The organism is Lewinella sp. (assembly GCF_050633125.1).
Classification (GTDB): domain Bacteria; phylum Bacteroidota; class Bacteroidia; order Chitinophagales; family Saprospiraceae; genus Lewinella.
The window spans coordinates 12284-33704 of sequence record NZ_JBOEFX010000010.1 but is presented as its reverse complement, the minus strand read 5'-3'; the positions used below and the strand labels follow the sequence as shown (position 1 = coordinate 33704).

The following is a 21421-nucleotide window of genomic DNA, read 5'->3' as shown; positions in this document are numbered from 1 at the left end:
TAGCGTTATTTAATGTTCCCAAAAAAAATGATCTTGGTGGCATGAAAGCAAAATATGAAAACTGGATGTACTTGCTGGCTAGCAATGGCATCCTATTATATGGTATAGTAATGCTGGGCTGGCCGATATTTCCGCTTGTTTATTTGTGGTGGTGGGAAGGGCTATTGAGTACCGCTGTGAATATTTTCATTAGTAAGCGATTGGGCATAAAGGAAGCTCGGTGGGGGCAATTGTTTCCTTATTTTGTTTATTGGGTATTCGTGATTGTCTTTTTGGGCATACTGGCATCAAATAGCGATCAAATCATTGATAATCTGGGGCTTGTGATGTTTAAGGACAAGCTATTCAATTTGTGCTTATTGCTGCTGATTCTCCATTTAGGTTTTCGGATTATCAAGGGGAATTTGCCTGGTGCAGAGGTATTCCTGCTTCAGATCAGGTTACACGTTGGCATTGTGCTCGGCGGATTGGCGATGTTTGTAAGCAAGCACTTTGAGGTCGACAATGTGATACCGGTAGCGTTGACGGTACTGGCCGTGAAGGTGTTTTTGGATATTTGGAGTATGTTGGGTAGTACTACTGAGGCAGAATAGAACGCAGATTAAACGGATTTGACAGATTTGCACAGATTAATCACCTAGTTATTTAACGGAAATAAGTGCTCCTGTTTTTACTATCTGGCGATCCGCAGTACCTTCGCCTGATGTCAACGTATCGATTATTTGAGCTGAATACTTTTATACGCCGTTTTGTGGCGTTGAACCTACCGGAACCGGTGTGGGTAAAGGCCGAGGTAGCCGAGGTAGACGAACGGCGTGGGCATTACTACCTGGCCTTGATGGAAAAAACCGAGGACGGCCAAGAGATCGCAGCACAAGCCAAGGCCGTGATATGGGCGCGCACGGCCAATAAATGGCAACGGACCAACAAGCTGCTGCTGAAGGACCTGCTGCAAGCGGGTCGTGAGGTGCATTTGCAAGTGCAGGTGAGTTTTCACGAGCGGTTTGGTTTACAGCTGCAGGTGCAAGACCTGGATGCCAACTACACCTTGGGCGTGATGGCCCAACAACGACAGCGGACGATTGACGAATTGACGGCAGCAGGTTTGTTGCAAGCCAATAAGATGCTACGCCTAGCTATGGTGCCCCAGCGCCTAGCGGTGATCAGCTCGCCGGCGGCAGCCGGCTGGCAAGACTTTATGGCGCAATTGCGAGACAATCCGTATGGGTATGAATTTGAGGTGCAATTGTTTCCGGCAGCAGTGCAGGGTACACAGGCCAGCCCCGAGATACGCCGACAGTTGCGGACCATTGAGCGCCGCCGGGATAGTTTTGACGCAGTGGTGATCATTCGCGGCGGCGGCGCACGGATGGATCTTGCCGACTTTGATGAGAAAGAATTGTGCTTTGCTGCTGCCCAAATGACGCTGCCCATCATTAGTGGCATCGGCCACGAAACGGATCAATCGATTATGGACATGGTTGCCCATACGGCACTGAAAACGCCGACTGCAGCGGCTAACTTCCTGATTGATCGCCTGCACTACCTGGATCAGCAACTGGCTGGGGCAAGACAAACAATTGCACAGCAAACCAATCAACTGGTACAGCGTAAAGCATTTGAACTAGCACACCTTGGCGAGCAACTGAAGTTCCAACAAAAGCAACTTTTACAAAAAGAAGCCTGGAAATTGGAACAGTACACCCAGCAACTTCCCGTGATGGTACGACGACGGCTGCATGAGGCCACCGCCCAGTTGGAGCAACTGCAACAGTTTCATCAATTACTCAGTGTTGAAGGCCAACTCAAAAGGGGGTTTGCATTGCTGAGTGTTGGAGACGAAATCATCCGCGCGGGTAGTCAGCTTGCACAACACGAAGAGGTAACACTCCATTTAAAAGATGGAACAACAACGCTCCACACTACACCCCAAACCAAGAAAAAATGAACGAATTGAGTTACGAAGAAGCACTGACTGAATTACAAACCATTTTGCAAGAATTGCAAAATGAGCAGGTAAGTATTGATGCTTTAAGCGCTAAAAGTGAACGGGCAGAGGTATTGCTCACCTACTGCCAAAAAAAGCTGCGTGATCTTAATGCTAAGCTTGCGCCAAAGGAAGATACGCCAACCCCGTAAGCTTGATGGGTCGGATCGCAGCAGGACCGTGCAGTTGGCCTACTTGATGCCAACGCCGAGCCAACAGATCAAAGAAATACCATCCTTGGGTCTTGTGATCAGGAAAATAGAGCAGCTGCCCCACCACAACCACATCATCCATGGTGAAATAAGGAATATTTTGCTTGGTACCTGCAAACAATTCTCGTCCATCGAATTGAGCAGGAGAGAAAGGATAGATATAGGTTGTTTTCCGGTCAGGAAGACCATCTAAACCAAATAGTCGGCCTTGGAACATGGCGATCTCATCAAAATCATTGGGTGGTGGCTCCTGCCGCAGAGTAGCAACCATGACACATTTAGCGTTCTTACGGTTAACCGTCAAAATTGCTTCCGAGACTTTATCTTGCTGAATCGTTCCATCCAAGCTTGCTGAAAGGTAGAGCAGGTCATTGGTTTCATCATAGGTGAGCCCTTCACAAAAATAGATCGATTTGTTCTCGGCAGTAAACGCCCCTACCCTTTCCCAAGCTCCGGTAGCACGGATTTTTATCAGTTCAGGATTGGAACGAAAATTTAGGGTAGAATAGAATGCTGTATCGCGAGGGATGTAGACCAAATTACGGAGTTCTGCCCCCTCAGGAAGGCCCTTCAAATCGCGCATTGGCGTTAGTTCACCATTCTCTAAATTGACTTTTACTAACTGGTGGCCATTAATGCCTACTACAATACCCATTTGGGCTTGAGCCACTTGAAAAGAGAACAAGATTACCAAAATAAAAACCATGGTACGAAACACCATATTATAACTAGGGACTTGAAGCATTGGGGGGGGATTAAGACCTACAAGCATGTTGAAAAGTACAAAGGTCTCGCTTTTTTCGGAATACTAATACACTTTATCTCCCTCTTTTAGCCAGATGCCCCAAGTGCGGCTGAATGCATGAACAGCGTCTGTCGTCTCACCTTCCTGATCAACAACAGCATGCCCTTGATTTTTCCACTCAAAGATACCACCATAAAGGTTGGAAACACTTTCGAAGCCTGCCGCCAGTAATTGCTCCGAAATTTTCTCGCTGCGATACCCTACCGAACAGTAGACAATGATGGGCGTCGTTTTAGGAACGTCATCAACGGCTTCCATCGTAAAATGATCATAGCCTACAAAACGCGCACCTTTAATATGGCTCACTTCGTATTCTTCAAGTTCACGAGCATCCAGGAAGACCGTATTTGCCAGCTTTTCAGCGGCCTCCGGCACATTCATTTCAGGCACCGTGTGAGACAGCAGCGTTTTCAGCATCACACCATAGCTGTTACTTTTGACCGAAGCCTCCTGTGCAGTAGCGCAGGAAGTGACCATAAAAGACAAGAACAAGGAAGTAAAAGCGTAACGGATATATTTTAGCAAAGCTTGCATTATTTGTATTTTGGAATCTTTGAACAAGTATTGTACAAAAATACATCAATCCAATTATGATGAATAAAACGCTTTTTACCTGCCTAATGGTTTACACCTGCGGATTTTGTTTTGGACAAAATTCTGATACCAAAGCAGCCGTCATTGCATCCATCGAAGCACAATCGGAGGATTTAATAAAAATCAGTGACGAAATTTGGGCTTTAGCCGAAACCGCCTTTGAGGAATCTGGTTCGGCTGAGCTGTTGGCTAGCTACGCCGAAAAAAATGGTTTTCGTGTAGAACGTGGTGTTGCAGAAATGCCCACTGGCTTCACTGCCGAATTTGGTGAAGGCCACCCTATCATCGGCATTCTTGGGGAATTTGATGCCTTGCCTGGATTATCACAGGATGTAAACCCCGAGAAGACACCTATTGAAGAAGGAGGCGCTGGGCACGGCTGCGGGCACAACCTCTTTGGTGCAGGTAGCCTGGGCGCAGCCGTAGCTATCAAAGAACTGATTGCTGCTGGCAAGTTGAAGGGGACCATCCGTTTTTATGGCACCCCGGCCGAAGAGAAATATTTCGGCAAGCTTTTCATGGCCAGGGCCGGTATGTTTGATGATCTGGATGTGTGCCTCGACTGGCACCCCAGTTCGCGTATTGAAGCCGATGTGCAAAGCTCACTGGCGCTGGTAGATTTTGTTGTCGAATTCCGTGGCCAGGCCGCACACGCTGCCGGTGATCCCTGGAACGGCCGCAGTGCCTCAGACGCGATGGAGCTGATGTCGGCAGGAATCAATGCTTATCGCGAACACATCAAGCCTACGGTACGCATCCACACCCATATGCAGCAAGCCGGCGATGTGGTCAATGTAGTACCCGACTACGCCAAGATATGGGTCCGTGTACGCGACCGCGATCGGGCAGGGATGATGCCTGTATGGGAACGCGTGCAGGAGATTGCCAGAGGTGCAGCGATTATGGCCAATGTCGATTACGAAATCACGCTGGTATCTGGCCTCCACGAAGTATTGCCCAACCGCACCGGAGGTGCAGCGATGCACGCTAACCTGGAGTTGCTAGGTCCCATTAAATACGACGAAGCAGAAGCTGCCTTTGGGCGGGGCATCCAAAAAGCCACCGGCAAGCCATTGGTAGGTATTGATGGCAGTGTGCAACCCTTCAAGGAAACGGCGGCAAATCCGAGTGGTGGGTCTACCGACGTAGGTGATGTAAGCTGGCTGGTGCCTGAAATACGACTGCGCGTAACCACCGCCCCCAAAGACACGCCCTGGCACTCGTGGGCAGTAGTTGCTTGTGGAGGTATGAGTATTGGCCACAAAGGAATGGTTTATGCTGCAAAAGCACTATCAATGACCATGGTCGATCTCTTCGAAAATCCGGAATTGGTGGAAGAGATGAAGGTGGAGTTTAAAGAGCGTAGAGGCGATGCCAAATACGAAGCGATCTTGCCGGAAGGGCCGCCGCCGATTGGAAACTAAGATTTTTTTGAATCACCAAGGCACTTAAGGGTTTTTATTGAAAAAAACATGACCACTCAGACCAAATATCGGTCTGAGTGGTCATAATCATTTCCTAGACGAGCTAACCTCGTTTATACTTTAAAATTTAGCTCAAAACCAGCCTAAGCCCTCCCCGATTCTTCCAGCATTTCACGGAAGTGATTATTGTAGTCATCCGCTGCAAGCAAATCCTCCATAGATAAGTGCATCCGGTAACGCCAGTAGTGCTGTGTAATGGCCGGAATGTTGATTCTCTCAGCGGCCGCATCCGGGTGACGGAGGTCGCCATCAATGGCGAGCATATCCTGTAGCGGGAAGACCGCCCACATGGTTGGCCAACTGAGGTGCTGAAGGATGATGGCTTGTGCCAAGTCTGGCGTACAAGTGTCAGGGCCATCGCCCCACCAGCCCAGTTCACGGTTACAGAAGCGCTGACGGCGCTCGGGCGTTTCTTCTTCCCACCAGAGCCTGATGGGTGACATATCGTGGGTACTCGGGCTACAAACTGACCAATAAGGAATATCGGCTGCCGACAAAAACTCGGTCTGTGGATTCTTGGCCATGCGCTGAATTTCCAGAGAAAGAATACCTAGATCTTTCATAACCTCTGGCACACAATTCGGAACCATCCCCAAATCTTCTCCACAAATCAACATATTGGTGGCCTCCTTCATCGCAGGAAGCTTGGTCATGCCTTTTTCGCGCCAAAAATCCTCTTGCCGGCGATAGAAGTAATCGTTGTACACATCAGTAAGTTGCCCTTGGGTATAGCCATCCAGTAGACGGAAAGACCAAGTCTTCTGCATATCGATGCGTGGGTGAAACTGGCTACCTTGAGCACCTTCTACTTCAAAGAAGAGAACGTTGCTTACTAGAGAAAACAACCGCTTTTCCAAATGTTGATCTGCTGGTGAAAGATGTGCTCTGATTTCGCGCTGGGTAGCGTAGGCATCTTTTAATTTCAGTCGATTATGGAAGACTTCCAGGAAGTTGTCTTGCACGTAAGCAGCATATTCTCCAAAGATTTCATGTACTAACTCGGTAGTAATGTAAGGACGACAGAAACGGTCGAAATCAAAGTAGATTCCTCGCTGGTAAAATTCATCTAGCTGCACGGGCAACGCGGGATTGAAGCGCCCCATAATCCCTTCTATTTGATCGATAGGTGTTTCCCAAATACGGAAAAACCCGAGGATATGATCGATCCTGAAGGCATCGAAATAGCGGCTGAGTTGCGTAAAGCGCTGACGCCACCACTGGTAATCTGTTTTCGCCATCTCGTCCCAATCGTAGGTAGGAAATCCCCAATTTTGGCCTTCTGTGGCAAAGTCATCCGGTGGCGCACCGGCTTGGCCATTCATATTGTACAATTCGGGTGCGACCCAAGCATCTGCACTGTAGCGGTAGATGCCAATAGGAATATCTCCCTTTAAGACTACCCCTTTGCTTCGCGCATAATCTCCGGCACCTTTCAGTTGCTTATCCAGGTGAAACTGTAGGTAATAATGGAATGCGACCTCATCGTAGGTTTTGCTCTTGGGATCTATTAGTTCGGCAATAGCCACTGCATCATAAACCTGATGGGTTTCCCATTCTGTAAAGTTAGGCGTACTGTATTGATCACGCAGGTAGCAAAATGCTGCATAGTCTTGTAACCAATGCTTATTTTCTGAGAAGAAGGTGGCAAACTCATCGCTTTTCAGGAAAGCTGCCTTGGCTTTTTTGTACACTTTACGTGCATAATTCAACTTAAATTTGACCACTGCCTCGTAATCTACCTCCGGCAGAGCGTTGAGGGCTTTGCGTTGTTTTTCTACCGTAGCCTTGGTAAGCGTATGTTCTAAATCATCAATACTCAGGTACAGCGGATGCAATGCAAATACGGAAATAGCTGCATAAGGGTAAGAATCCACCCAAGTATACGTAGCGATGGTATCGTTTACTGGCAGGATTTGCACCATGCTCATTCCCAGCTTCTCTGCCCAATCCACCAATTTATGCAAATCAGTGAATTCGCCACAGCCAAAACTTTCGTTGGTACGAAGCGAGAATACAGGCATCGCTACCCCTGCGCCTTTCCAGTTGGCCTCAGCAAACGCGAAGCTACTATCTGTTTTTATTATCGCATCCGGGCCATAAGGTACATTGTAGACCCGATTTGGGCCTGCCTCCCAGGTAACCACTTCTTTGGTTTTGAGATCAATGAGTACGTATTTGTATTCCAGGTGCTGGCCGGGAGAAAGCATCACTGCTGCTTGCCAAAGCGGATAGTCTGTGTTACCCAATAGCAAGGCATCCTCGGGTTGCCAGTTACCCAGCGCTTTGGTGTTGCCAACTATACCTAATTGCAAATGCGAAGGTATCCGTACCTGGAGCATCTGAAACTGTACTTTTATCTTACCAACAGCCTTGCGACAGGCGGGAGCTTTGCGTTGTTTTGCAGGCTTAAAAATGACTTTTTCAAAAGCAGATGCGTGAAGCGCTACAGAAGGAAGCTCCCGAGAACGCCAACTGTCTTCCAGCAATAGGTTTTGCACCTTAGCAACCTTGAACGTCCGATCAATAGCCAGTTCTTCCTCTATATTCCCCTGGCCATCACGCACTTGGTATCTGTAGGTGAAATTAGCGGGAAGCTTATCCGTTTCCCAGGTTCCTTTCCACCAACCCGCATCCTGGTATTCCAGCGCAATGGTTGGTTGATGACTTTGATTGGTACGGACAAAAACCTGTTGTCCCCACTTTGTTTGGTAATGAATTGAGAATTGGATCAGCATGATAAATAGCTATTTAAATTAGGCTCGGCCTAAAGATATAAGGAAGTTTTAAGATTTCTTATCTTGGATATTGCTTTCAGCAACGCAATCGCAAATAGAGCGCTTATTTGGGTATTAACGCATACAATTTACTAGTTATGAAACAACTGTTCACCATTATTTCAATGCTCCTGTGGGGAGGTTTATCTATTACTCATGCCCAAACCAAAGCGCTTGTTGGAGGCACGCTCATTGATGGCTTTGGCGGAACGCCCATTCACAATAGTGTTATTATTATTAAAAATGAACGGATTGTAGCTGTAGGCCATCAAGGCAATCTGCCCGTGCCGGAAGAAGCCGAAGTTATCTCCACCGAAGGGATGAGTGTGCTACCAGGCTTGTGGGACATGCACGTACACCTGATGATCAATGGCCATGCCGATTATGCTCACTGGGATACCGCCTACCTTGATCGCTTGGGGGATGTGATTATGCCTTCTTCTGCGCACCAGTTGCTGAGAGCAGGAATAACCAGTGCCCGAGATTTGGGAGCGCCGCTTAAAGAAAGTATCGAAGTACGTGATCGCATCAATAATGGAGAGATTCCCGGACCGACGATGTATATGAGCGGCCCCTTTATTCAGCATCAACCCTATCCCGGTACAGAGGCCTTCCGTTGGGGCGTAAGTGGCGTGACCGATGCACGCAGTAAAGTCCGCGAACTGGCCGAAGCAGGCGTAGACTGCATCAAGCTCATTGATCAAGATCAGATGACCATTGAAGAAGTCAAGGCTGTCGTAGACGAAGCTCATAAACACGGACTAACAGTTGTGGCACACAGCCACCGCCCCGAAGAGATCCGTAGAGGCTTGATCGCCGGCGTAGATTGTTTTGAGCATACCGGTCTATCCTCGGCCCCTCAATACCCAGATGATGTAATGGAAATGATTAAAGAACGAACAGCACAGATGAACCTGGGGCCACTCTATTGGACACCTACCGTAGAGGGCCTTTATAATTACGAATACAAGCGTGACAACCCAGAAGAGTTGGATAACGACTGCTGGCACCTGGATCTCCCCGATGACATCATTGCCGATATTGAGCAATCTATTCGCTACCCTGGTCGGCTGCCTTATTTCCAACTGACGCCATCGCGGCGACCTACCCTCGAACGGAAAGTAAAACAATTGCTGGACGCTGGCGTAGTGCTGCTCGTAGGTACAGACAGTGGTATTCCTACCAAATTCCATTGCCAAAGCACTTGGCACGAGCTGGATGTGTGGGTCAATGAATTCGGTATCGACCCTATGTACGCTATCAAGGGAGCTACCTACTGGCCCGCAAGGGTGATGGGAGTAGAACAAGATTACGGTACTATCTCAGAAGGAAAATACGCGGATATCATTGCGGTAAAAGGAGATGTGCTACGCTATATCAACATCTTGGGAGATGTAGACATGGTGATCAAGCATGGAGAAAGGGTCAAGTAAATCCCCTGTTAATTAATCGTCTATATTTTCTACAAATGCTTTAAACTGATCCATCCATTTTTGGCTTTGCGCCTTAAACTTACTGGGAAATAGTTTTGCCATTAACTTTATCATCAGCCCGTTGAATTTTATGTATTCAACCTCTGAGGTATAACGTGTTCTGCTATTTGCTAAAGCTTCAAACCTTGATGCTTGGGTATTGGTCATGTGAATGTGTTCATACCGAGCTATTTTTTCTTCAGGTAAATTGGCCAACAAAATGGTTTCGATCAACTCTATCCGCTGTTGTCCATCTAATATAATTCTAGACGTTGCTCCTTGTGTTTCAGGAGTGCCAGTTAAAAGTTTAATGGATTCAAAACCATCTTGCCATTCTTTAAAATATTTCTCATTACTCCATAAGCTCACTACTTTTTCCAGGGGAGCATTTATCTCTATAGTACAGGTATATTTCATTGGCTTACTTTTTTACAAATGAACACCTCAAGCGGAACGCAAATATCGCCGCAAAAGCAGGAATTTCAGGCAGAAACCTCAATTTTTACGATACCTAAGCCCAATTTACCTGCCGGCGTTTATTTAATTACACTTGAAACTGACGGTAAAACCAGCACAAAACGGCTTATTGTCCAATAAACCCAAGGATTATCTCGTAAATTTTAGTCTATTAAGCAGAAACAATCTAAATTTTAGCTAAAGCCTAAATTCCATTCTGCAAGATGAGATGAAAAAATGTACTTTTGTGACCCAGACAGCCTTTTGTGTTGTTCTAGGATAAGATAAAGTACATTTTTAATATAAAAAAATACCTACCGATGCCATTTGATTTGGATATGATTGCGGCTTACTACAAGTCGCTACCGGCTAAGGTTGACGCGGCCCGAAAAATGCTGGGGCGCCCCATGACGCTGGCTGAAAAAATTCTTTATTCGCACCTCCACGCGGAATCTCCGTTACAGGAGTACAACAAGGGTAAGGATTATGTATTCTTTGCGCCGGATCGCGTAGCGATGCAAGATGCTACAGCTCAGATGGCCTTGTTGCAATTTATGGTAGCCGGTCGCGACAAAGTAGCCGTACCTTCAACTGTACACTGTGATCACCTTATACAGGCCAAGGTTGGCGCTGACCAGGATTTGGCTATTGCCAACGATGTAAACTCCGAAGTTTACGACTTTCTTACTTCCGTATCCAACAAGTACGGTATTGGTTTTTGGAAGCCTGGTGCTGGTATCATCCACCAGATCGTATTGGAAAACTATGCTTTCCCTGGCGGAATGATGATCGGTACCGATTCTCACACTCCTAATGGTGCTGGCCTCGGCATGATTGCTATTGGTGTAGGTGGTGCTGATGCCGTGGACGTAATGGCTGGTATGCCTTGGGAGCTTAAGATGCCAAAACTGATTGGTATTAAGCTGACCGGAAAACTTAGTGGTTGGACTTCTTCTAAAGACGTTATCCTCAAAGTTGCAGGTATTCTTACCGTGAAGGGAGGTACTGGTGCAATCGTAGAATACTTTGGTGATGGTGCCGAATCACTGTCTTGTACAGGAAAAGGAACCATTGGCAACATGGGTGCAGAGATCGGTGCTACGACCTCTACCTTTGGTTATGATGAATCAATGAGCCGTTACCTTCGGGCAACCGATCGCTCTGAGATTGCTGACATGGCTGATGGAGTAGCAGAACACCTTACTGGTGATGCTGAATGTTACGCCAATCCTGAGAAATACTTCGACCAGGTCATTGAAATTGACCTTTCGACTTTGGAGCCACACATCAATGGCCCTTATACGCCAGACCGTGCCTGGCCTATTTCTGAGTTTGCTGCTGCCGTTAAGGAGCACAACTTTCCTCCTAAATTGGAAGTAGGTTTGATTGGTTCCTGTACCAACTCGAGCTACGAAGATTTGGACCGTTCAGCCAGCTTGGCACGTCAGGCGAAAGCCAAAAACCTGAAAGTAAAATCAGAATTTACCATTACCCCAGGTTCAGAGCAAATTCGGTATACTGTTGAACGCGACGGTATTTTGGATGCTTTCGAAGAAATTGGGGGTGTAGTGCTTGCCAACGCTTGTGGTCCTTGTATCGGACAATGGGCACGCCATACTGATGACCCTACCCGGGCCAACAGTATTATCACCAGCTTCAACCGTAACTTCGCTAAGCGTAACGACGGAAACCCTGCTACGCGTGCGTTCGTTGCCTCTCCTGAATTGGTAACGGCAATGGCGATCTCTGGCAGCATGACGTTCAACCCGCTGACGGATACCCTCACCAACGAGAATGGCGAACAAGTAAAGCTTGATCCTCCTTCAGGTGTTGAGTTGCCTCCCAAAGGTTTTGCTGTTGAGGATGCTGGTTTTATTGCCCCAATGGAAGATGGCAGTGGCGTAAACGTAACCGTAGACCCTACCTCTAATCGTATTCAGTTACTAACACCGTTTAAGCCAATTACCCAAGACCAGGTACAAGATATGCGTATCCTGATCAAGGCAAAAGGCAAATGTACAACGGATCACATCTCTATGGCTGGCCCTTGGTTGAAGTACCGTGGCCACTTGGAGAACATTTCTCAGAACTGTTACATTGGTGCAATCAACTACTTTAACGATCTGCCCAATACCGTATTGAATGCAGAAACCGGCGAGTATGGTCCTGTACCTGATACGGGCCTATACTACCGTAACAATGGCATTGGCACTGTAGTCTTCGGTGAAGAAAACCTCGGTGAAGGTTCTTCTCGTGAGCACGCTGCAATGGAACCTCGCTTCCTTGGTGTAAATGCAGTGATTGTAAAATCATTTGCTCGTATCCACGAAACCAACCTCAAGAAGCAAGGAATGCTGGCATTGACCTTTGTTAATCCTGCGGATTACGAGAAGGTACGCCAAGATGATAAGGTTTCTATCGTTGACTTTGAGAGCATGGCACCAGGCAAAAACCTGACCGTAAAGCTTAGTCACGCCGATGGTACCGAAGAAAGCTTTGAGGTAGCCCACACCTACAACTTAGCCCAAATTGATTGGGTACGTGCAGGTTCTGCTTTGAATAAGATCAAGGAGGAATTGGCTAAGTAGGTTGATGGTTGGAAAGGTGTAAAAGTGTAAGGGTTGGGTATATCAAATACTTCCGACTTCCCACTTTCGATCTCCGACTTCGTCGATCGTTCTTTCTACCTTTTCATTACGATAAAAAGGCTCGTTATCCATGATGGATGGCGAGCCTTTTTTCAATAAAAAAGTAATATGAAATCGCTTTATCTGATACTCCTCTCCTGTTTATGTTTTGCCTGTGTGACACCCCTACATTATGATGTGGTGATTACGAATGCGAGTCTCCTGGATATCCATACCGGGCAGATCAAAGCGCGGCAAACCATTTTGATTAACGATGGCCTCATCGTAGCTATTCAGAATAATACTAAACGTTTCACTACAGACACCCTCATTGAGGCGCAAGAGAAGTTAGTAAGCCCTAGCTTTATTGATACGCACGTGCACCCTATCTCTGAATTTGCTGATGGTGATTATTCGTTGGTGCCTGACACCCTTCCCCAAGACAGCTTGGCTTACTATCGAAATAAGCTTACAGCTGGTTTTCTTCCTTTTGGCACCACAACTATCCTCATGATGGGGCATCCTCCTGCTTGGACGCCAGCTTTCCTTGAATGGACCAGACACCCAGAAGCCAAGCAGGTAGACGTCCTGACCTCTGGCGGAGCCTTGGCTACCGAAGATGGTAACACCTACCCTGGTCATCATCGTCTAAATTCACCGCAAGAAGCCCGACAAGTTGTGCAAGAATACTATGACTTGGGTGTACGAAATTTAAAACTCTATTGGCGTTTACGTCCTCCTGAATTCAAAGCCGTTATCGCCGCTGCCGACAGTCTGGGCTTACGTACCTTTGGCCATATCGGAGGATTTCAGGACCCTACACAACTCACCATTAGTGAAGCTCTAAAAATGGGGCTAAAGGACTATGAGCACCTTTCTATCCTACCCTGCAGTTTGCTTACCACCCCCGAAGATTGGGACAACTTCAACCAACAATTTGAAGCCCATTTTGGAAAAGTTGACACCGAGCCTTTGCTATTGCTCTCCATTTTGGAGATGTTTCGCTACACCAGGGATCATAAAAAAGAAGCTTTTGACCAGCTTATTGATGAACTAGCCACTGCGGAGGCTTCTATTTCCACGACCATCGGATTTCTATATCAACAATACCACGCGACCTCTTTCTCTGAGCCTCGTACTACTTTCTCTCCTGAACAGATTGCTCGCAGTGAAGAGAATTTTGCCATTATGATGACCTTTGCAAAACGGCTGCACGACAAGGGCATAGCACTGAGAATAGGTACCGACACTAAAGATGGTGGTCAAGTGTTATTATTGGAATTACAATTATTAACAGAGCATGGCTTTACAGCTGCGGACGCCATGAAAATTGCCAGTTACAATGGTGCTAAATCCGCAGGGATTGACCACCAGGTAGGAAGTATTTCAGTAGGTAAGCAGGCTAATTTGATTATTTGGGAACAAAGTCCCCTAGAAAACCCCAGCCACTTCACCACAAATAAAATCATCTTAAAAGACGGTAAAATATATCACTGAAACTACCCTTAACGCAAAGTTTTACCTTAGCTTAGTTAGTTTGTAGGGTAAACCTCATCGTGCTTTAATTCTACACCTTTCAATTGTTATGCAAAAAGTACAATTAGACCTTCCGATTTTACTACCTGAGCTACTTGATGAGCAGGACAACTGCATTCGATTACTCCTCGCTGACCTAAATGGTAAAAAAGGGATCAGCAAGGCACACATCAAGGAAGGTCAACCGCTGCAATTGTGTGTTCACTATGAATCCGCGCTTATTTCCCTTGCAAAAGTTGAGGAAATAGCCCGCAACAGCGGTGCTGAAGTCACTCAACGCTATCAACACACGCTGCTACGAGTAAAAAAAGTACGCCATCAACGGCATGCTCGTCAATTAGAACATAAAATAATCGCGATTGCCGGCGTGGTCACTGCAATGGTATCCGTACCAGGAACCATCCGTATAGAATGGGATAGTGAACAGGTGACCGAAGAGCAGTTAAGGCAAAAAATACAACAGCTTGGCTTAAATATCTCACCGGCGACAAAACCTCAACACCGGCGTGTTCCTCAACAAGACCATCATCACGAACAGGGTCACGACCATGATCATTCGAATACCAATTTCCTGGGAGAGCATACAGAGTTGTACTTTGCTGTTGGCAGTGGTATCTCTTGGCTGGCGGGGTTTATTCTGTCCTTTGTTGATGGTGTTGCGCCCGAGTTGCTCATTGGAATTTTCACGGTGGGTATCTTATTTGGGGGCTACTTTACCCTTATCGAAGCCATTGGAGCGATCCGGCAAGGCAAGTTTGAAATAGACTTTCTGATGCTTGTCGCCGCTGCAGGAGCTGCCGCCCTGGGCAAATGGGGTGAAGCTGCGCTCCTTTTATTTCTGTTCAGCTTGGGCCATGCACTGGAACACTATGCCATGAACAGGGCCCGAAAATCCATTTCTGCACTCGCGGATTTAGCTCCACCAATAGCACTTATTCGCCGGAACGGGCAAACGGTAGAAATTCCGATCGAAGACCTAAAGGTTGGCGATGTTATTGTGGTAAAACCCAATAGCAAAATTGCCGCCGACGGTATTGTCATCAAAGGAAACAGCAGTGTCAATCAAGCACCGATTACCGGAGAAAGTGTCCCGGTAGATAAACGGCCCATCATTGGCCAGGAAGGTAACATTATCCTCGAAGACGTTCCCGCCGAACACCGTGCTTTTGCAGGCACCATCAATGGCAGTTCTGTTTTAGAAATCAAGGTATTGCGGGCCACGCACGACAGCACATTGGCCCGGCTGATCACCTTGGTGAAGGAAGCCGAAACCCAGAAATCGCCTACCCAATTATTCGCTGACAAGTTTGAGCGCTATTATGTGCCCGTTGTACTGGCAGTGGTCGTTTTATTGCTCTTTGCTTTTCTGGTGATTGATGAGACCTTTGCCGATAGTTTCTACCGGGCAATGGCGGTGCTTATTGCGGCTTCGCCTTGTGCATTGGCTATTTCTACCCCTAGTGCCGTACTGGCTGGGGTAGCACGCGCGGCACGGCAGGGGGTGCTCATCAAAGGCGGGCGGCCACTGGAGGATTTGGGTAATCTCACCGCCGTTGCTTTTGACAAAACCGGCACGCTTACAGAAGGAAAGCCTCACTTAACGCACGCTATCCCCTACGAAAATGCCAGTCGTGAAGACCTTTTAATGACCGCTGCTGCTGTAGAAGCACTCAGTGACCACCCGTTAGCCAAAGCGATTGTTGATGGTGCTAAAAAGGAACTAGGCAACATAGTGCTCCCCGTGGCGGAACAACTCGAAGCACTGATCGCTCGTGGCGTCAAAGCGCAGATAGAAAAGGAAAATATACACATCGGCAATAGGCGCCTGCTCGCAGAAATTACCGGCATGCCCGTCCCCCCTGTCCTTGACCAACAAATGAAGGACCTGGAAGATGGTGGCCATACGGCAATGATCATCCATCGTGGAGACTATTATCTCGGCATTATTGCCGTGATGGATACCGCCCGACCCGAGGCAAAAGCAACCTTGGCTGCTTTAAGAAAAATCGGTATCCGGCGAATGATTATGCTCACAGGTGACAACCAGAAAGTAGCAGAAGCCGTAGCCACAGAGATCGGTATTACTGACCCACTGGGCAGCTTACTCCCCGAGGATAAAGTAGCCGCCATCGAACGCTTGAAGGCCGAAGAAGGTAAAGTAGCAATGGTAGGTGATGGTGTCAACGACGCCCCCGCCATGGCCAAAAGTACCGTAGGCATAGCCATGGGAGCCGCCGGATCAGACGTAGCCCTGGAAACCGCCGATATCGCACTAATGGCCGACAAGCTGGACAACCTCCCCTTTGCCATCGCCCTCAGCCGAAAGGCTAAGCAAATCATCAAACAAAACCTCGTTATCAGCCTCGGGATGGTCGCCATTCTTGTACCTTTAACCGTCATGGGGGTCGCAGAGATTGGGCCAGCCGTCATTGCCCATGAGGGGTCGACCCTTGTTGTGGTGCTCAATGCACTAAGACTTTTGGGGTTTAAGACCAAATAAGTATAAGCTTTAAGCTCAATTTCCAAATTCAATAAAACAGCATGAATCGCTTATTCTCTTTTTCTCTTTTCTGCTTGCTCTATCTATTCATTGCGAGTTGCGAACCAGCAACTTCTGCGACTGAAAACACAGATGCCGCTGCCACAGAAGATCAGCTCAACAGTGAAACAGCAAGTCCTTCAGAAGATGCCCAAGTTGCTAAAACGACAACAAAAAGTGCTGTAAAAACCTCCTGGCCTGGCACCTACCTTTTCAATGAGGATGCAGGAGGAAATTTTTGGGGTTATGAACTCCAACTTGACAAAAACCTACTAGGAACTCTTTACATCGATGGTTTCCAAACGATGCAACGGCTTAAAGTGGCAGGGACCACCACTGGAAACACGCTCAGGGTAAGACTAGTAGGCTATGCCAAAGACAATATTTTCAATCAACCAACTATTGGCAGTGAGTTGTTTATACTAGAGCAACAAGACCAGCAACTGATCACCCACTGGGGCAGCCTCGAACCCAATGTCATCGCCAACAATACGGTCGGCCCAGCCTTTGAAAAGGTTCGCAATGAGATATCATCTACAGAGACCAGACTGCTGATTACCAGCAAATCATTTGTAGGCATACAACCTGGTGATAAAATCACAGACCATCAGACTTCCCTCCAGAAAGATATGCTGCAAACTGGCGAAGGTGATTTTGAGATTTACCAAATCCTGGATCAGCAAGGGACTGCTATTGGCTATCTCCACCCTGATGCCAATGATGAACAACTCGTAGGCATGATCGTCGTCACCAGCCCGGAGGCAAGAACGGAAGATGGCCTCTCCGTCGGTATGACGCTCGGTGATTTGCGCGAGAAGCTCACTGGTTATGAGATTCACGGCTCAGAAATTGAAGGTTATACCGCTGCTTACCACGGGCCGTTCAGCTACCAACTCGATTCTTACAATTGGGAATACGACCTGGATGCCAGCAAAATTGCCGATGAGGTCAAAATCATTGAAATTACGTTGAGGGATTAACTTAGCGTGAGATTTGTCTTTGTGTATTCCTAAAAGGAAATCTTCTAACAAGGTAAACCTCACTGTACTAAGTACTAGGTACCTGGACTCGATTTCGCCATAAAAGTGGTCATTTCACACTTTTTTATCAAAAAACCTGTGAAAACAGGGTTAAAGAGCTCTATTTTGGTAAGGTTAAAACACTTTGCTTAAAAGTTTTAATTCCACGCCTATGAAACACTTACTTACCTCGCTAATTGTTTTATTATCAATCGTTTCTCTATCCAGCCAGCAATGGGTAGACACCAGCTATACGATTCAAACCGAACGGGATATTTTCTATGGCACGGCCCGCGGTTTTGCAGGAGCTACTGATTCTCTTTTTATAGACCTCTCCTACCCTATTAATGATACGGTACCGGCCTGTGGAAGACCCTTATTGGTAATGATACATGGCGGGGCGTTTATTGGTGGCGACAAAGCCGAAGATTATCCTCCCCGTATCCGGGAAGATTTCGCTAAACGCGGTTACACAACAGCATCGGTGAGTTATCGTTTGGGGCAAATCCACACCAATCAAGCCATCAATTGTAATGTACCGCTTTGGAACTGCTACAACATGACGGATAGTAGCGAGTGGTACCGCGCCTATTATCGAGGCATCCAGGATGTTAAAGGAGCTTTGCGCTATCTTATCAACCATTCGGAAGATTACCAAATTGATCCCGAGAACGTTTTTATCGCCGGTGAAAGCGCTGGTGGCTTTATCGCTATGGGTGTTGGTTTTCTGGAACAAGACGAAGTACTAGCAGACTTGGTTGCCGAATATCCTGATGCCCCGGCACCCAATCAATTGTACGAAGGCGCTTGTATTCAGACTTTAGGCTTAGCCAATAATATTGCCGAAATGGACCTTACTCGCCCAGACTTGGGCAGCCCTGAGGGCACCTTGAATCTGCCGCTGAGTAAGCCCTATCACATTCAAGCAGTAGGTAATTTCTACGGTGGTGTTTTCAATAATATTTTCACAACCAATGCTGCTGATCCTCCAGCACTCTATCTTTTCCACCAACCTTGTGATTTGATTGTTCCCTACCGCACAGCAAGGGTACTCGCAGGCTATGTCAATTGCCTGCTGGGGTTTCCTGCCAATTGTGGTTATATCGTCAATCGCCCGATTGTCTATGGCTCGTTGGGCATTAAGCAGATGATAGACACCATGGTAGTCAATGGGGTTCCTACTTCCGACTATTTATTTGACAATACCACCAACAACTGGAACTGCCTACAACAAGCCACCAACCAGTCACTTAGCTGCCATACCATTGATAACTACTGGCTGAGGACAACCAATATGGCGACGTATTTTGCCGAATACATCGACACCTGTGCGGTTTCCGCAACGGTTATGCTCGAAGACCTCCCAGACTTAGTCCACATTTATCCGAATCCGGCCAATCATGTTACTACCATTGAATTCAAGGAGGTGCAAGCAGAAGTCAGTTTGGTGGTGACCAATGCTTTGGGGCAAGTCTACCGTCGCCAAACACAGCAAAATTGCACGATGATTACCTTGGATGTAGAAGAGTGGCAGTCCGGGTTCTATCAATTGCTTTTCGAAGTAGGCAACCAACGTATTTCTCGAAAGTTAATCGTGAACACAGGAAATTAAGGTAGGGGATGAGGAAATAAATAATCTACGCAAAATTTGTAGGAAGATGTTTAGATTGTTTTTCGCGAACTCCCTTAAAGCTATCTTTGCTCCATGTCACGACAGCCTCGATTATTATTTTTACTACTTTTTACGGCGATAGCCTGTGGCTACCTGTTGTTTTATTGCTTAGATGCCCTTCCTCTACGCCTGTGGGACGAAGGGCGACGGGCGGTCAACGCTTTGGAAATGTGGTCGGGGGAAAGCCACCTTTTAGTTCCTTCATTTCTTGGGGAGCCCGACCATTGGGGCACCAAACCTCCATTGCTGGTATGGTCACAAGCGCTGGCAATGCAGGTACTGGGGCCTACCGTGCTGGCCGTGCGCTTGCCTGCGGCGCTGGCTACGCTTATGACCTGTCTTTTTTTGGTGTACTTTTCTGCCCGTCACTTAAAGCGGCACTGGGCTGGCGTTGTTGCTGCATTGTGCCTCGTTACCGTGCCGTTTTATATGAATGGCCATGCTGCCAGGTCGGGCGATTTCGATGCACTGCTGGTGTTGTGGCTAACCGTAGGCGTACTCTACCTTTATCTTTTCCTTGAGGAAAACAGTAAGCGGACATTATTGCTTTCCGCCGTAGCACTCACCTTGGCCCTTTGGACCAAAGGTGTAGCGGCCCTATTTTTCCTGCCTGGCATATTCCTCCTTTGTTTGTTTGTACCCTCTTATCGCTCCGCCCTCACGAATTGGCGGGTTTATGCTGCGGTTTTATTACCAATGATGAGCCTTGTCGGTTATTATCTTCTGAGAGAAATCTATGACCCTGGTTTTTTAAGCCTTTTATGGGAAAACGAACTCGGTGGGCGGTTCAGTCAGCCCTTGGAAGGGCACCGGGGTGGCCCCATGTTTTATATCGGGCAATTGCTGCTTTGGCCTACCGAGCAGCCTTGGTGGTTATGCCTCATCGTAGTGCCATTGCTTTACTGGCGACGGGCTGCTGATCGTCCCTTACTCCGGTACCTTCTTGTTTTATTGGTAACCCACCTAATCATTCTCACCCTTGCTTCCACAAAATTGTTGTGGTACGCGATGCCTCAAGTGCCGTTGTACTGCTTGCTTCTTGGGCTTGGCTTCCAGGGACTCTTGGACTGGATTGCGATTGAAAAACGAGACGTCTATACCAACTGGTTTGCAATAGCTGGCTTGGTGCTGTGCTTGGCTTGGCCTTATCTCAACATGGCACACCGTGTAGCGCAAACACAACACGGGCCTGAATATTCCTCAACGACGGTGTACGGTGGTTACCTCCCGACACTAGACGAGTTGGCGACTTACACCTTACTCCTCCCCTCTTACAATCCTTCTGCCATTTTCTATGCCCAGTTGGCTCAGCGGCGTGGTATTGAGGTAAACATTGCTTATCTTGATACGCCTCCCGTGCGTGTACATCCAGGAGCCGCGGCTGTTGCTAATTTCCCTAAAGGCACTTCTGTCGTCGTTTGCGAAATGGATCCTTGGCTCCACATGGATGGTAATTATCGGTTTAGCGCTTCGCATGAAATTTCTCCTTGTAAGTGCTTGAAGGTGGAGGGGACGAAGTAGCTCCTACCTCCTCCATCGGGTATAAAACCCGACCTTACGAAGCGGAGGGCTAACATAAACCACTACCCATGACCCAACTAATTCCACTCTCCCTACTTATACTGATCATCTTCACAGCTTGCCATTCACAAACGCCCGCTGAAACCAGCAGCACGAGCCAATTGGTCGTTGGCGGCCCTTGCGAAGGCTGCGAGGCACTGTTTGAATACGGTGACCGCGTACTTTCTTCCGTTGACACCTTGCCGGATTTTTATAAAAACGAACCCCAAATAATCCTTACAGGGACGGTCTTCGAGCCTGACGGAACAACTCCCGCAGCAGGCACCATTCTCTACATCTATCATACAGATCGAGAAGGTTTATATCGCGGAGGAAATAACAGTAGTGCCTGGAGCCGGCGTCACGGTCGCTATCGGGGGTGGGTAAAAACAGACGAGTCAGGGCGCTATGCGTTCTATACTTTCCGGCCAGCACCCTACCCTGGTGGACAGGAAGTGGAACACATCCATTTAACGGTAAAACCAGCTCAAACGAATGAGTATTACATTGATGATTTTGTCTTTGACAACGACCCCTTACTTACGAAAGAACGACGTAGCCGGCTGCAAAATCGTGGTGGTTCGGGGATCGTATCGCTAAGAAAAGAAGGAGAATTGTGGAAAGGAGAGCGGGATATCGTGTTGGGATTGAATATACCAGGGTATTGAGTACTGCTCCGTAAAA

The 21421-nt window shown here is 47.4% G+C and carries 17 protein-coding genes; 13 read left to right on the top strand and 4 right to left on the bottom strand.

Annotated elements, in window-relative coordinates; genetic code table 11:
* The 3 genes from ACRBG0_RS02105 to xseB all read left to right on the top strand — a co-directional run.
* Window positions 1-593 (top strand): hypothetical protein (locus ACRBG0_RS02105; protein ID WP_431485277.1); only part of this gene is annotated, 593 nt, incomplete at its 5' end.
* A 110-nt stretch (window positions 594-703) separates the two neighbouring features.
* Window positions 704-1948 carry an exodeoxyribonuclease VII large subunit gene (xseA, locus tag ACRBG0_RS02100; protein ID WP_431485276.1) on the top strand — a complete coding sequence of 415 codons (1245 nt, stop codon included), beginning with the start codon at window positions 704-706 and terminating at the stop codon, window positions 1946-1948.
* Complete coding sequence (xseB, locus tag ACRBG0_RS02095; RefSeq protein WP_431485275.1) at window positions 1945-2139, top strand: exodeoxyribonuclease VII small subunit; 195 nt, start codon at window positions 1945-1947, stop codon at window positions 2137-2139. Before xseA ends, xseB begins: the two co-directional genes overlap by 4 nt.
* Here the strand turns inward: xseB and ACRBG0_RS02090 are convergent.
* Complete coding sequence (locus ACRBG0_RS02090; protein WP_431485274.1) at window positions 2102-2944, bottom strand: hypothetical protein; 843 nt, start codon at window positions 2942-2944, stop codon at window positions 2102-2104. The two genes, xseB and ACRBG0_RS02090, sit on opposite strands and share 38 nt — an antisense overlap.
* Window positions 2945-3007: 63 nt before the next feature.
* Window positions 3008-3538, bottom strand: a complete 531-nt coding sequence (locus tag ACRBG0_RS02085) for a rhodanese-like domain-containing protein (RefSeq protein WP_431485273.1) — start codon at window positions 3536-3538, stop codon at window positions 3008-3010.
* A 59-nt stretch (window positions 3539-3597) separates the two neighbouring features.
* Between ACRBG0_RS02085 and ACRBG0_RS02080 the strand changes: the two genes are divergently transcribed.
* Window positions 3598-5022 carry an amidohydrolase gene (locus tag ACRBG0_RS02080; RefSeq protein ID WP_431485343.1) on the top strand — a complete coding sequence of 475 codons (1425 nt, stop codon included), beginning with the start codon at window positions 3598-3600 and terminating at the stop codon, window positions 5020-5022.
* 143 nt (window positions 5023-5165) lie between these two features.
* Here the strand turns inward: ACRBG0_RS02080 and ACRBG0_RS02075 are convergent, their stop codons facing one another.
* Window positions 5166-7817 (bottom strand): 4-alpha-glucanotransferase, encoded by a 2652-nt coding sequence (locus ACRBG0_RS02075; protein WP_431485272.1) that lies wholly within the window; start codon window positions 7815-7817, stop codon window positions 5166-5168.
* A 164-nt stretch (window positions 7818-7981) separates the two neighbouring features.
* Between ACRBG0_RS02075 and ACRBG0_RS02070 the strand changes: the two genes are divergently transcribed.
* Window positions 7982-9289 (top strand): amidohydrolase family protein, encoded by a 1308-nt coding sequence (locus ACRBG0_RS02070; protein ID WP_431485342.1) that lies wholly within the window; start codon window positions 7982-7984, stop codon window positions 9287-9289.
* A gap of 12 nt (window positions 9290-9301) precedes the next feature.
* On the opposite strand, the gene ACRBG0_RS02065 is transcribed toward ACRBG0_RS02070, so the two are convergent.
* Window positions 9302-9745 (bottom strand): SRPBCC family protein, encoded by a 444-nt coding sequence (locus tag ACRBG0_RS02065; protein WP_431485271.1) that lies wholly within the window; start codon window positions 9743-9745, stop codon window positions 9302-9304.
* Between the two features lie 18 nt (window positions 9746-9763).
* Here ACRBG0_RS02065 and ACRBG0_RS02060 point away from each other — a divergent pair, with 18 nt between their 5' ends.
* The 8 genes from ACRBG0_RS02060 to ACRBG0_RS02025 all read left to right on the top strand — a co-directional run bounded on the left by ACRBG0_RS02060 (window position 9764) and on the right by ACRBG0_RS02025 (window position 21405).
* Complete coding sequence (locus tag ACRBG0_RS02060) at window positions 9764-9925, top strand: T9SS type A sorting domain-containing protein (RefSeq protein WP_431485270.1); 162 nt, start codon at window positions 9764-9766, stop codon at window positions 9923-9925.
* 179 nt (window positions 9926-10104) lie between these two features.
* The gene (locus tag ACRBG0_RS02055; RefSeq protein WP_431485269.1) at window positions 10105-12372 is read left to right on the top strand and encodes an aconitate hydratase; all 2268 of its coding nucleotides are present in this window, start codon (window positions 10105-10107) and stop codon (window positions 12370-12372) included.
* A gap of 168 nt (window positions 12373-12540) precedes the next feature.
* On the top strand, window positions 12541-13908 hold the full coding sequence (locus ACRBG0_RS02050; RefSeq protein ID WP_431485268.1) for an amidohydrolase family protein: 1368 nt from the start codon (window positions 12541-12543) through the stop codon (window positions 13906-13908).
* Between the two features lie 88 nt (window positions 13909-13996).
* On the top strand, window positions 13997-16447 hold the full coding sequence (locus ACRBG0_RS02045; protein WP_431485267.1) for a heavy metal translocating P-type ATPase: 2451 nt from the start codon (window positions 13997-13999) through the stop codon (window positions 16445-16447).
* A gap of 41 nt (window positions 16448-16488) precedes the next feature.
* Window positions 16489-17466: a DUF5991 domain-containing protein gene (locus ACRBG0_RS02040; RefSeq protein ID WP_431485266.1), complete on the top strand. Its 978-nt coding sequence runs from the start codon at window positions 16489-16491 to the stop codon at window positions 17464-17466.
* A gap of 211 nt (window positions 17467-17677) precedes the next feature.
* Window positions 17678-19117 (top strand): T9SS type A sorting domain-containing protein, encoded by a 1440-nt coding sequence (locus ACRBG0_RS02035; RefSeq protein WP_431485265.1) that lies wholly within the window; start codon window positions 17678-17680, stop codon window positions 19115-19117.
* Between the two features lie 93 nt (window positions 19118-19210).
* Window positions 19211-20698, top strand: a complete 1488-nt coding sequence (locus ACRBG0_RS02030) for an ArnT family glycosyltransferase (RefSeq protein WP_431485264.1) — start codon at window positions 19211-19213, stop codon at window positions 20696-20698.
* Between the two features lie 68 nt (window positions 20699-20766).
* Entirely contained in the window at window positions 20767-21405 is a 639-nt protein-coding gene (locus ACRBG0_RS02025) for an intradiol ring-cleavage dioxygenase (protein ID WP_431485263.1), read from the top strand.
* Window positions 21406-21421 lie beyond the last annotated feature (16 nt).